Source organism: Halococcus sp. IIIV-5B, from assembly GCF_003602035.1.
Taxonomy (GTDB): domain Archaea; phylum Halobacteriota; class Halobacteria; order Halobacteriales; family Halococcaceae; genus Halococcus; species Halococcus salsus.
Genome location: NZ_QZWE01000002.1, coordinates 36,246 through 49,149 on the forward strand (window position 1 = coordinate 36,246; position 12,904 = coordinate 49,149).

Annotated in this window: 12 protein-coding genes; 6 read left to right on the forward strand and 6 right to left on the reverse strand. The window is 52.5% G+C overall.

All coding sequences use genetic code 11. The features are described from left to right. Window positions 1-102 precede the first annotated feature (102 nt). Window positions 103-1,776 carry a transposase gene (locus D3261_RS02135; protein WP_120068331.1) on the forward strand — a complete coding sequence of 558 codons (1,674 nt, stop codon included), beginning with the start codon at window positions 103-105 and terminating at the stop codon, window positions 1,774-1,776. Window positions 1,777-2,168: 392 nt separating this feature from the next. Here the strand turns inward: D3261_RS02135 and D3261_RS02140 are convergent, their stop codons facing one another. The 4 genes from D3261_RS02140 to D3261_RS02155 form a co-directional block, all read right to left on the reverse strand. Further along, entirely contained in the window at window positions 2,169-3,911 is a 1,743-nt protein-coding gene (locus tag D3261_RS02140; RefSeq protein ID WP_120068334.1) for a transposase, read from the reverse strand. A gap of 80 nt (window positions 3,912-3,991) precedes the next feature. Next, window positions 3,992-4,843, reverse strand: a complete 852-nt coding sequence (locus D3261_RS02145) for an ABC transporter permease subunit (protein WP_120068337.1) — start codon at window positions 4,841-4,843, stop codon at window positions 3,992-3,994. After that, complete coding sequence (locus D3261_RS02150; RefSeq protein ID WP_120068340.1) at window positions 4,840-5,802, reverse strand: ABC transporter ATP-binding protein; 963 nt, start codon at window positions 5,800-5,802, stop codon at window positions 4,840-4,842. Before D3261_RS02150 ends, D3261_RS02145 begins: the two co-directional genes overlap by 4 nt. Window positions 5,803-5,804: 2 nt before the next feature. Beyond that, complete coding sequence (locus D3261_RS02155; protein ID WP_233553823.1) at window positions 5,805-6,422, reverse strand: undecaprenyl-diphosphatase; 618 nt, start codon at window positions 6,420-6,422, stop codon at window positions 5,805-5,807. Window positions 6,423-6,713: 291 nt separating this feature from the next. On the opposite strand from D3261_RS02155, the gene D3261_RS02160 reads away from it, so the two are divergent. Next, window positions 6,714-7,463 carry a hypothetical protein gene (locus tag D3261_RS02160; protein ID WP_120068345.1) on the forward strand — a complete coding sequence of 250 codons (750 nt, stop codon included), beginning with the start codon at window positions 6,714-6,716 and terminating at the stop codon, window positions 7,461-7,463. Between the two features lie 284 nt (window positions 7,464-7,747). Beyond that, the gene (locus tag D3261_RS02165) at window positions 7,748-7,990 is read left to right on the forward strand and encodes a hypothetical protein (protein WP_120068348.1); all 243 of its coding nucleotides are present in this window, start codon (window positions 7,748-7,750) and stop codon (window positions 7,988-7,990) included. Between the two features lie 76 nt (window positions 7,991-8,066). Here the strand turns inward: D3261_RS02165 and D3261_RS20995 are convergent, their stop codons facing one another. Next, a complete protein-coding gene (locus D3261_RS20995; RefSeq protein WP_120068351.1) occupies window positions 8,067-8,867 on the reverse strand; it encodes an alpha/beta hydrolase in 801 nt (266 codons plus the stop codon). A gap of 338 nt (window positions 8,868-9,205) precedes the next feature. On the opposite strand from D3261_RS20995, the gene D3261_RS02175 reads away from it, so the two are divergent. After that, window positions 9,206-10,120 (forward strand): glycosyltransferase family 2 protein, encoded by a 915-nt coding sequence (locus D3261_RS02175; protein ID WP_120068759.1) that lies wholly within the window; start codon window positions 9,206-9,208, stop codon window positions 10,118-10,120. Window positions 10,121-10,220: 100 nt separating this feature from the next. Here D3261_RS02175 and D3261_RS02180 read toward each other — a convergent pair whose 3' ends face one another. Further along, entirely contained in the window at window positions 10,221-11,117 is an 897-nt protein-coding gene (locus D3261_RS02180) for an alpha/beta fold hydrolase (protein WP_120068353.1), read from the reverse strand. Between the two features lie 195 nt (window positions 11,118-11,312). Between D3261_RS02180 and D3261_RS02185 the strand changes: the two genes are divergently transcribed. Together D3261_RS02185 and D3261_RS19525 are read left to right on the forward strand one after the other, a co-directional pair. After that, window positions 11,313-11,909: a helix-turn-helix domain-containing protein gene (locus D3261_RS02185; protein WP_120068761.1), complete on the forward strand. Its 597-nt coding sequence runs from the start codon at window positions 11,313-11,315 to the stop codon at window positions 11,907-11,909. 527 nt (window positions 11,910-12,436) lie between these two features. Further along, entirely contained in the window at window positions 12,437-12,889 is a 453-nt protein-coding gene (locus tag D3261_RS19525) for a DUF6141 family protein (protein WP_147464873.1), read from the forward strand. The last annotated feature ends 15 nt before the right edge of the window (window positions 12,890-12,904 follow it).

Genomic DNA, 12,904 nt, shown 5'->3' on the forward strand with positions numbered 1-12,904 from the left:
CCGCTTCTGAATAGTGGCGATAGCAGGTCTCTCACCTAACAGCTGAGATCATGCTAACCCCTCTATGGCATCCTCTAAGAACAGCAGAGAGTGAGAGAGAGAATGCTACCAACCCACCTCTCTCGACGCAAGGTTTTCCGAGAGATCGCCACGACTTCATGCTACCAGTGGCCTGCCTATGATTCGACACCACTGTACGACAGAAGCTCGCTTGGTGGACTCGAAGAGGATGTCCGAACCGTTGCGAGGGTCTGGTTCGAACACGATGCTCACGAGTCGGTCGAAAATTTCGTGTGCTGTCTCCCATTGGAATATGCCGAGTTCGAAGCTCACGACCACTATACAGGGAAGACCCGCTACGGAATGGAGCAGTTAGTTCGGGCATTTCTGCTGAAAGAACTCCACGGCTGGGAGCACGAGAGCGCACTCGTCGAGTACCTTGACAAATGCTCGTCGGTTCGAAAACACCTCGGCTTCGAGAGCGTGCCCGACCAGTCGACGCTCTGGCGAACATGGCACCAGCGTTTCGAACCCGCGCTCAGAGAGACTATCCAAACAGCGGCAAGGAGCATTCTCATTCAGGCAGACAGGGCCGACGTCCCTGTTCCCCGCCAGCCGCCCGAGCGGTCGTCTCGACGAGAGCAATCCAATGAGGTAGCCCCTACTCAACAGGAGATACTCGCTCGGGTTGAGGAGATCACAGGGCAGGTGAGCGAGATCGTTCATCCAGCCTTCGGGTTGGATCGCGGCGAGGGCTGTGAGATTCACCAGAACGCATTCTGGGAGCTACAGACCTACCTCGGGATGCACGAGAACCTCGCAGCGAATGAAGGCGCACGCAGTTTTCTCTACGAATCCAATCGACAGCGGACACCCCTCGGGCACAATCATCGAGCGCACCTACGCGAGCTTTCCATCGGTGAGATTCGTGAAATGTATCGAGAGGCGGTGAAGCGGGTAGTCGATCGACTGGATGAGACCGATGTGTTTCATCGGGCTGGTCTAGTCGCTATCGACATCACCGAGGAGGACCCGTTTACTGGTGATAGAGAGGACTACGAGGACGAAATCATCGGGACAAAGGAGAACACCGACGAGTACGCCTACCAGTGGGCGACAGTTCAGCTGGTCGGAAACGCTGTTCCATTAGTGCTGGACGCTCGGCCGGTTAGGAGGGGTGAGACTCGTCAAGAGATCGTTGAAGATCTCCTCGATAGTGCTCAGAGTCTGCTCCACATCGACGGCGTGCTGATGGATCGAGAGTTCGATAGCCAGCATCTACTCGAATCCGTCTCCCAGCGAGGACTGACCTACGTGGTTCCCAAGCGAATGTACACGAGTGAGAAGGCTCAAGCGAAACGGCTCCTCAGGCGCGGTCAGGACTACTACACTGCCGACCGGAAGCTCCACCTCGGGAAGAACGAGTGGCACGAGACCACGTTCGTCTACAAACGTAATCCAAACTCGGATCGAGATGACTACGGCCAGTACGCGGTGTTCCTGACGAACGCCCCAGCCGGGGCAGTTCGCGAGTATTCGTATCGCTGGGAGATTGAGAGCGGCTACAAGAGTATCAAGCGGTTCATGGCGGCAACGACGTCGAAGAGCTTCGGGCTCCGATTCTTCTATTTCGCCTTCGCCTGTCTGCTGTACTCGATCTGGCGGGCCGTCGATCTCCTCGTACAGGTTGCTCTCACCGACGGATATGGACGCTCTCCGATTGTGACAGCGCAGAATACGCTCACGCTGTTGCAGAAGCGAACTGGAATTGGATAGCGCTCTGTAGCTCGGTCGAAAGCCGGGCTCTGAGCCACCGCTCTCGCCAGTGTGCCTCTCAAATAGGATTATGACCGATTATCAACACGAATCGAACGCTCAGTCCCGCTTCAGAGTCAATCCGGTCGCACTATCTCCTTGATTTCGTGCATTGTAGGCCCTCTGTACCTGCTGTAGTCTCATCTTCCAGAACTTCGGAGGATGACTGATTCTACAAATAAAACCGACGGATGGGGACCGTCCTCTTCGGCAAGAGACTCGATTAAGCCGAATGTGACTCCCTGGTCAATGCAGGCCTAGTTGTCAACCGGCGTGAGCCGCCGAGAATGGGGCTGATAGGCGCGTCCCGCAGCTATTGAAACGCAATGAGCACAAAAACAGAGTAGCTCGCATTAATCACCGGGGACAATGCAGAATGCGAGGATCTCAATGAACTCTCCGGCCGGGATCGGCGGTCGCTCTCCGAGATGCACGTCTACAGCCTTACGAAATAGGAGATTCGTCAGCCGCCACACGTTGTACATCACAACGCCGATCACGAAGTACAGGAATCGAATTCGATAGTCCATCGATCCCACTGTTGGCAGAAAATATTTCTTGATCGTTTTGTATTCGTTTTCGATTTGCCAGCGCTGATCGTACTGGTCAACAAATCCCTTCACTTGCTCCACCGGAACATCGCGGTTAGTCGTGAACACCGCATACGCTTCCTCTTCCACCGTTGATGGTACATACATGATGCTCCCCAAATGCACACAGCCATCGTGCCCATGTGGTATGTTCCGCACGACGCCAGCTCCAGTAATCGACTCGTGTTCTAATTTATCAATGTCTTCTATCTCAGATTTGTACCTTCGCTTCGGGATAAGATAGGTCGTATCGTGGCGGTTGATAATGTCCCGAACGCCGTTCGTGTCGAATCCACGATCACAGAATAGTTTGTGGATGTCAACGTGTTGCTCAGCCTGTTCCAACAGTCGGTCAACGAGACGTGCCTGCGACGTATCTCCGACTTCCCCCGTTTCCCAGCTGGATTCCCGACGCACTGGTTCGACCCCGAGAACAATCGGCGTATCTTCTCCAATGATAGTGATTGTCGCCATCTCGTACCCGTGTTTGTGCTTCTCAGTTAGCCCGTGTATCATCTCTGGGTACTCCTCTCGCGGGAATCGCTCTTCTCCGTTCACCACCACTGGCTCGTCGTCTCGCGCTATGTCTTCGTCATTCTTGTAGGGCGAAGTGAAGACCGTCCACGGCGTTATATCGATGGCAGCGATGACCGGTTCACGGATGCCATTGTTCTTTCTAACCTCTTCGAGGATCGTTTCGACACCTCGGTGGAATGGGTTGAGTACCTCGTCGCGGATACGTCCCCAATCCGTTGGCCGCTGACTGTCCTCATAATCGTTCAGCGTGGTCTGTTCGGAAGGAGCAGCGACCTTCTTCATCGTCCGAAGGTGGGTATCACCATGGGGTGTTTTCTCTCGATTGCTAATGCGTTCGAACCGCTTGGTTGATCCCTTCGAGCACGTTGTCGTGCCTCGGTCAGCGAGGTTCAGATAGCCCTGCCGCTCGAAAAAGACTAGATCCTCGAACGTAGCGTTGCTTGCCCGTTTGCTGTCAAATTCGTTGAGACCGCGGTCGCGTGCCGCCTCGACGGCGTCCATGATGTGGTCGTCGGTGATCTCAGCCGCATCTACCTCATCAGGGTGGAGACGTGGTTCGCTACTGGAGACGATGCCGTGCTCGGTGGCGATTTCTCGTATCGCCCGTGCGGTAGCCTTGATCGTGCGACGATCCGCGAGTGAGAGTCGATTGCGCCAGATGTAACTGATGGCTTGCTGCGTTGGTGGTCGAGGCAGGTCGAAACGGATGTGGACGTAAGCAGTGCCCGCTAATCGGCGGTACAACTCACTTTGGTCGAATCCATGGACATACTGGTAGAGAAACATCAGAACGACTGATTCGAATTCGAAGTCTGCCTTGCTGGGATGGGGGTACTTGTCGGAAAACGTCTCTGCTGGAATCTCAAGGTCAGCAATTACATGGGTGACATGATCGTGGAGACTGCACAATTCCTTGATTTGTTCAGCGAAGAAGTCCGGAACCAGCAGTGGAGCATCTCTATTGGTCATGAACGGTGGTATGCGAATATGGAAGGACAGTTTTCCATAGGGCGTGGGCCGCTACGGTGGTAATATTGCAGAGTTTCGCATTACAGATCAGCCGAGTTGAATCGGAGATAGCCGAGGGTGAGCGGGATCAGAAGCCAGAACGCGAGTACGACAAAGCTGAACCAGTTCTGGGAGTAGATTGCATTGCTCTGGGCAAACAGGGGGCTTGCCGGTAACGGGCCAATAACAGCCCTCGCTGCGTTGTCATAGGCTGTAATTGGATTAATCGCGGATAAAAACCTGAACCACGCAGGGACATCGGTCATGGTAGCCCCGAAATCGATATCGAAGCCATGAGATGCAGCCCACAGGATCTGCAAAGCGATTCCCCAGACAAACCGAAACAGAACGAATAGACCGATTGCCCCAGCCAACGCAAGTGTGGTCGAACGCACCGCTGACGAGAACGCGAGCGCTATTGCCATGAATACGAATCCAACCAAGATTGTGACAAGTGTGAAAAGCACGAACGCATCAACGGCGAACCCATCATAGAACACGAGTCCGATGCCTCCAGCAGCTGCGAATCCCACAAGAACAGCGACGACAACCACGGCGGTTCGCCCTATCAACTTACCGAGCACGATGTCTCGCCGCGTATGTGGTAAGTTGAGCAAGAGATCGAGACTCCCGCTTGCGCGTTCACCAACGATCGATTTGTACCCGACGATCAAGCCTATCAATGGGACGAGAAGGCCCGCTGCGGTTCCCATGGCAGTTATCAGAGCGGGTGTTGAGGCTGTCGTACTCTCACTCCCGAGTATTCCCGGAACCTGAGCGAAAAGGTACGTAAATCCTCCTGCGAATAGCACAAACAACACTACCAGCCCAATCAAGACGTTCGATCGTACCGAATCGCTGAATTCCTTCTTTGCGACAACTATGAGGCTCATCGTTCGACCTCCGTATCTGATCCCGTGGTCATCGGTGTCTCCGACTCGGTTTGCCTCCTACCGGTGGTATACTCGATAAATAGGTCTTCAAGTGAGGTGCCTTCTGTCGTGAAATTCACCACCTTGGTATCGCTCTCTTCAAGCGCTCGTAGTATGGTAGTCTCCGAGCCAGAAGTACACGAGACTCGAACAGTGGTCTCGTCGACCGAAACCGATGAAACGCCAGAGATATCGTTCAGGTACTCTGATGTGTCATTCGGAAGCTTATCGACTGTTATTACGAGCGTTTCCTCCGCTCCTGTTGCTCTCTGAAGCTCTTCGATAGAATCCTCTGCGACCAGCTTTCTCTCTTGGAGGATACCAACTCGATCACAGATCGGCTCGATTTGGCCGAGAATGTGGCTTGAGAAAAATACTGTTGCGCCACGGTCGTTCTCCTCCTGGATGATATTCCGTATTTCACGTGCTCCCGCCGGGTCGAGGCCTGTCGATGGTTCGTCCAGAATCAGGAGATCTGGGTCGCCGACGAGTGCCATTCCTAACACTAGCCGCTGGGCCATTCCCTTTGAGTAGCCGCCAGCCTTGCGGTCGATCGCGTCAGGAATTCCAACGCGCTCAGCGAGTTGATCCGGATTGTCATTCGCCTTTTTGGACTCAATGGCGAATTTCAGATGTTGGCGGCCGGTAAGTCGGTTGTATACGCTGAAACCCTCTGGAAGTACGCCGATCCGTTGGCGTATCTGGAGAATTTCGTGTTGGGAGTCAAGACCCAGCACCTGCACCTCTCCATCCGTTGGTCGGACGAAATCCAGCAGCATCTTGATCGTGGTCGATTTGCCCGCGCCGTTCGGACCGAGGAAGCCGTAGATTTCGCCTTCTTCTACCACGAGATTCAGCTTCTCAACAGCTGTAACCTCCCCATACGCTTTGGTTACGTTCGTCAGATCGATTGCTGACATGGTTACGTCACTACCCCAGATACGTATTCCTCGATGCGAACACACTGATCGGCAAAGGTCATGACAGGACCTCTGGCGACGTATACAAGGACGAACCCGAGTAGTGAGGCTCCAACAGCGCCGACAATATCGATGGGATAGTGAACACCGACGTACACTCGACTGACTCCTACTAACGAGGCGAGTACCACCGCAATGAGCCCATCACGCCATCGTCCCTGCAAATAGAACAATGGCCACGCGAACGCGAACATGACTGTTGTATGCTGGCTCGGGAACGAGTTCTCCGGTACACCCCCAAGGAGCGTCTGTTGACTTATCACGTACGGCGCAGGATGGGCATAGAGTTGGCCCATACCATATGAAATGATAAGGCTCACGACGATCGTGAAGAAGATGAAGACAGATTTTGACTTTCCATCCTCAGCAGTGAACCATGCCGGAACGAGCGCCATTCTGAAACTGGAGTCCGGTTGCTCCTCTCCAGAGGTGAACCAGAGATAGAGAAGCGCAATCGGGATCAGATACACCAGATTCTCTGCTACGAACACCATCACTTCGTTCAGCAACGGTGTCCCTCCATGGTTCGCATAGAACTGAAGGAGATGACGTCCGAGCACTGTCATCGCTGCTCTCTCCCACCGCAAAAGTGCTCTTTCGGGTCAATCGTTGAGGCTGCTTGCATTCGGCACTGGCTATTCTCCACCCCACATTAAACCGAGGTGATTGTTTGTATCGAATATCGTCAATGTACGGCCCTACACCGTTGTTTTCGGCATGATCCGTCCGCTGGATATTCAGCAGGATATTCATTGGAGAGGACTCACAGCGGCGTGATATTCCGATACAGAGGTATCTCTAAATCCCTAGCAACCAGCAGATATAACCCCTGAGTCACTGATAGACGGGACATGGCTGGCAAGTCCGCATCGCTGCTCACGAAAACACAGCGAAACCGGATTCAAAACGACTTCGCGGAACTCGACGAAGCCAAGAAACATCGAGACAAGCAACGGATTCGCGAGCGGATCAAATCAGGTTTTCTTGATTTTCAACTCCTTGCTGACTACCCGGATCACCAGCTCGCCTTGATGTTCGAAGATGTTCCCGACGATGAGCTGCGAGCGGCTCTTGCGGACACTACTATCCTTGTCGAACGCCTCCGGGAGCAATCCAATATTGAGCGAGAAGAGCTAATCAAGGAAGTGCGTGCGAACGTCGAGAGTTATAGCAATTCGACAAGCGACACAAGAACACTCGGACGAATCGATCTGCGAACAAGAGGTGAGATACGTCGCCAAGCAGAAAATGAGCTCACAGAGCGTTTTGAACCAGGTCGTTGGGACAAGCGCTCAAACAGTCTGATGAGACTCGGCATTGGTGCGTCCATCTTGGTAATTGTAGGAAATCTGCTCTATCCCACGGAAAGTACTGGGCTGGTCCAGCCTATACTACGCCCGTTGCTCTCAGCAGCTGTTCTTATCCTACTCATCAGTGCGATAGGCTGGATACTTATCAAGGGAGCACAAGCGCTGAAATACAGTGTTCTCCCATTTCTCGCCGCTCTGAGTAACGACCCGAAAAGAGCGATGCGAGGGACACTCACAAAATTGGTTGAGAACCCTTGGGCGACCATCCAGGAATCATGGAATGATTTGTAGTCCCGACTTATCCGCAATCTGTAAGCACATGAGTGGTTTGTAGCAAGCCATCTTCCGAACCTCTGCTTCCCAGCGGCCGACGGAAGTTGAGACTAGCGATTCAATGCATAGAGTAACTCGTGCAGAAGTTCGGAGGATGACTTCGCGGGCGCCGTCTGATTACTTATAATGCTAGAAGCTACCGAGTGTTCGATGCCATTATCCAATTCCTCAGTAGAAAGCCGATCCTCAAATGATATTACCCACCATCAACGAACTGAGAGAAACAGCCATTCCGCTAATTAATGAAGATTCGCACTCAGCTCCGACACAGCGTACAGGTCGCGCGAGCCGAGCGGATGCGTCGCCAACGGAACCTCGACCATTCCATCGTGTTCCGTGCCGTTGTTGCCGTCGTCATCGTCGGTATCGCAATCGGCGGTGCTGTCAGTGCATACACGGTTGGCGTCGCAGTCCGCCACGGACAGGTCGTGATTCAGGTCGTCACGGTCACGTTCTCCGCGCTGACCGTTCTCGGACTGTTCTAAATCGGGCGTGAGTCGCGCTCGAGAGACAGTGTGTCCCGTGCCGATCACGCTGGAGCACTCCCTTTTGAGATGTGGTTCAGAGCACCGATGCTACAGAGTCCAATACATCAGAGTGTGCGTCGAGGAACGTCCCGAAGTGATCTTCGGGAAGCAACTGAAAATCGGCACTCTCTCGGTCAGCCAAAGCACGGACTGGTGCAATCGGCGCGTTTCCATCCTGAGCGCCGTGGCGGATAATTGCAGGTATCTCTGGTAACAGTACTGAGGATGATTCCGCGAATAATCGACTTTCGTGGACGGTTGCATGAGCACCTTGTCGAAATGCTTCTTGGAAGTCCTGTGCGGCGACTTCAGCTACCTCTGAAGACACCTCACGGCTGGTATACTGCTGAACGACTATCCCCGGTCTTAGTTGTGCGAAACGAGCTGATATCCGAAGCCCGGCTCGAAGCACAACTGGGGTCCGACGCGCGAGCGTTCCTAACATACCCCCATCAGCACCCGGAACGAGCGCACTTATCAGACCTATACTCGCAGCGCGTGAGCAGTTAGCGGCGCAAGCAAGCGCGAATGGCCCACCGCCGGAGAAGCCAACAGTCCCAAACCGATTAATCGAGAGTGAATCCATCAATGCCGAAACATCTGTAGGCCAATCCTCAATGGTCCGTCCCGGATCAGAGTCTGACAATCCGAATCCGGGTCGATCTGGTGCAATTACACGGACGTCTGCTTTGCGGGCGGCTGCATCAAGTAGAATGGCGAGTAATCGTGACCCCGGAGTTCCGTGATGGAAAACAATAGGAACGCCATCAGAAACACCGTACTCAGCATAAGCGAGTGTTCGTCCATCAGAGAGGGTGATTCTCGAATCCGTCATATTTCCATTTCACGAAAACCACCCATGAGGGTTACGGCAGATGAGCGAAGCAAACTGATCTTGATACGTTCCGGTACTCGCTCCCGCACTGCGACCAAATCGGGCCGAAGTCACCTCTATGGTCTCTTCGGGGCCAGCGGTCCATCAGGATAGGCGATGGACTACTAACTACCCCTATAGATAAAATCTAGTCTGCTGACAGATATGAAATCTGAATAGTAATCATTCATTGTACACTAGCCTTCGCTATTTGCTAATGAAGAATCCCAGGCAGAAAGAAAACTTGTGGATATATGTTGCTTGGAGATCAAAAAATCGTCAATCAAGCCTACACTATCATGACCAAGGCCAATCCTCCGGTAAGTGTGATTATGCCCACTGTTGAGTGGCAGTCTGCATGTAGAGAAATACTAAATCAGCTAAGAGAAATAGATGAATTGCTTATTGTTTGTGACACAGCCGATGATCCAATAGCGAATCAAAATATTCCTTCTTCAGCAGATCTCGTTATGGCCGGTGCCCCAGTTGGGTGTTCTGGCAAAGCGAACGCTATTGCAGCGGGAATGGAAGCGGCTTCCAACGACCGAATTGTCTGGACAGACGACGATTTCGTTCATCCACCGAGATGGTTAGATGAGCTACATGCGGATTACAACACTCATGGACCTGTTTCGGAGGTAGCTTTCTTCGTTGGCCAAGATGCTCTTTCGATTCTCCTCGAACCAGTTTATGCAGCGGGCGGTTCTCTTATTCCACTTTTAGAAGGGCAATCGTGGGCAGGTGCACTGATGTTTGATCGCTCGGATGTCGATATAGAACACTTCATCGAAGAATTGCGGCAGACTGTCAGTGATGATGGACTGCTTTCGGAACACGTCGACTTCACTGTGGTTCGGAGAGTACGGCAGGTAGAGATCGGAGGAACGATCCGAGCGTCGCTTGAGCGTCACACGAGATTCACACAATTAGTCTGGCACCATGACCGACAAAACATGCTCAGTCTTCTCGTCGTCTCAACACTGGTGGCGGTTTTCTGCGTAGCAAGTCCACTGTTGGCTGCGGTTTGCTTGACCGGGATTTATGCGGGCATCTATGCCTATCTCGGTGTAAGGCGGTGGACGTTCTTACTTGCGTATCCTGCGGCCCTCCTCCAAGTCCCGCTGTTTCTATATGGCCTCTGGCGAGATACCTTCGTTTGGGGAGGCCGACGATATCGATGGCAAAGCAAGTTCAATGTGAGTGTAGAGAGCTAAGACTCTCCCCGACCATCTAAGAGTGGGTTTTTAATGGACCATGATAGATGTTTCCTAATGAGATCTGTTTTGACAAGAATACGATAGTTGGTTGCACTGTCTATGAAAGGTGATGAAGCAACGCCTCAGTTACTTCCTCACGTTCATCATGGTGTACCCAATGCGAAGCATCAGGGAACATCCGTAACTGACCGTTCTCACAGTAATCAATGCTACTCTCTGCCATTGAGGAGACGAGTGCTACGTCATCTTGTCCCCAGCAGACGATGGTCGGTTGAGTAACAATATCATGTGGCGGCCTGTCTGAGCGACGAAACCCACGATACCAGTTAATTCTTGGACTAATGCCGGTGTGCCGCCAGGCTTCCCGATAGAGATTGACCGTTTCTTCATCAAAAGTTTCGGGATTTGAAGTCAACTCAAGAGAGGCAACCATGTTCTCCATATCGTTCCGACCCAGTGTCCATTCGGGAAGCTTCGGCACCTGATAGAACCAAACGTACCAACTCCGGACGATTTGTCGGAGATCGGATCGTAAGGTATCCCGATATACTGTTGGATGTGGAACATTTAAGATCCCAAGTCGATCAACGATGGATGGCTGACGGAGTGCAACGTTCCAGGCGACGAATGCGCCGAAGTCATGTCCAACAATGTGTGCTGATTCCTGTCCCTCACTGTGGACCAATTCGCATACGTCAGCAGATAGCTTCGACATCCGATAAGAGTCGATACCGTCGGGAGCTTCGCTCAGATTACAGCCCCGCTGGTCCGGCACAACGACACGAAATCCGGCTTCAACGAGCGGAATAATCTGAGCGCGCCATCCGTACCAGAAATCAGGATGTCCATGCAACAAGACAACTAGTGGTGCATCAGGTTTGCCCGCAGTTACAACATGTAACTGAACACCATTGATGGTGCGATAAGTGGATTCAACGTTCCGCTCAGCAATTAGCGATGCGTCGGTGTCTGGGTGGGTTTGCATGTCAGTCATCAGTCTTTAGTTACCGACTTTAGCATTCCATTGGACGCTATTCATGAACATCTGTCACTTGGGTTCGGAGGCGAATAGCCGAGTTGTCGTACTCACTAGCGTCTTTATACAAAGGGTTTGTACGATCCAACTGTGAAGTATCTCCGACTCGTAATTCGGTACGCACCGCAGTTTCAGCGTCCGATGCACCGGTTTATGACCGAAAGCAATGCAGTTGAGCGCGAATGGCTCATTACGTGGAACGTCAACGCCGAGGATGGAATTGCCTATACGCTGTTCTATGTTGTTGGTAAACTCGAACCATACGAACGAGCGCTTGCTGGGGTCAAAACAATGAAAGGTTACGACCTCACTCCTGTTCACGACGGGGGATTCTATGCGTTCGTCCGTGGGCGGGAAACCGAGCAATCTCGACAATTCCACATGACGTTCCAACAGCCAACGCTGATGGTCGTTCCGCCGCTTGCTTACCGACCACACGGAATCGTGACCTTCGATGTGGTCGGCGAACCTGCTGTTCTCGAAGGTGTTCTCGATAAGCTGCCGGAGGGGATTACTGCAGAGGTCCGCAAAATCGGTGAGTACGACGCCCACCCCGAAACGTTCACCATCGACCTTACCGCACGTCAGCGCGAGGCGCTCGCTGTGGCGCGCCGGGTTGGATACTACGAGGTTCCGCGAACAGGGAGTGTCGCAGACGTGGCCGCAGAGCTCGACTGTGCATCGAGTACCGCTTCAAATCATCTCAGAAAAGCGGAGGCACGGCTTGTTCAAGAAGTCATAGCCACCTGACCACGTGCACTTTGCCGCTCGTGATACGTTGGAACGAAACTCATGTATTAGCCACTCACCAATCGGGCTCAGAACAGAAGTCACTAAACTCAGATCCCAGCATTAACTACCAAGCTGGTCCGACAGCTTGAGCTAGAACACATGGGTTTTGACGTCAAGCCGGAAGCCACGGGCTTGAGCGCCAGCTCTATCCTGCGCATCGCTCAGGCGAGCCTCTAATTAGTTTGGTGACACGAATCGGGTGGTCAGGGCTGATGTGGCAGTGAGTGGAATCGACTATTCTTTCAAAATCGTACACTGTAGGCTCTCTATACCTTCTGTAGTCTCATCTTCCAAAAATGACGGAAGTCGAGACTGGCACCCTCAATACATAGAGCAACCTGTGGTATCTCGCTGAATACTGATTTTGTTGATTCTCAAATTCGCAGACCCCTGTAGATAGACACTTGACTGCCGACAGGGGCAGAGAATACGACGAAACCAATCCCTCCAATAATACTTAATAGGTGTCCGTTTGGCCACAGTGTATGGCAGAAGAGGTCGCCCTAGACGGGGAAGATGAGGTCATCACCTTCCGAGAGGTTCAACGCGTTCGTACATGGTCAGTGTGGGCAGCAGCCCTGCTTGTTACAGGTCTTACAGCAGTGTTGGCAGCACCAACTGTAGTGATCCCGCTGACCGTCATGATGGTGTTGTTCCTTCAACAGAACACTACAGAAGTGCGTGATGATGGCGTTTATGTCCGTAGCCGGTCCCTCAGGAACTCATTCCAACAGATACCGTTCTCCGATATCGAACGGTGCGAGATCAGAGATGTCGGACTATTTGGTGACAAAAAAGATAGCGTATGGGAAAGCCTGCGATCAAAGGCCTATACACTCAATACTGGAAAAGGAGTGAAACTCTATCGAAAGTCTGGCAAACCAGTACTGATCGGGACAGATCGACCTGATGAGTTGATGGAAGCGATTACCCAATAGGTGTAACCTGATTCA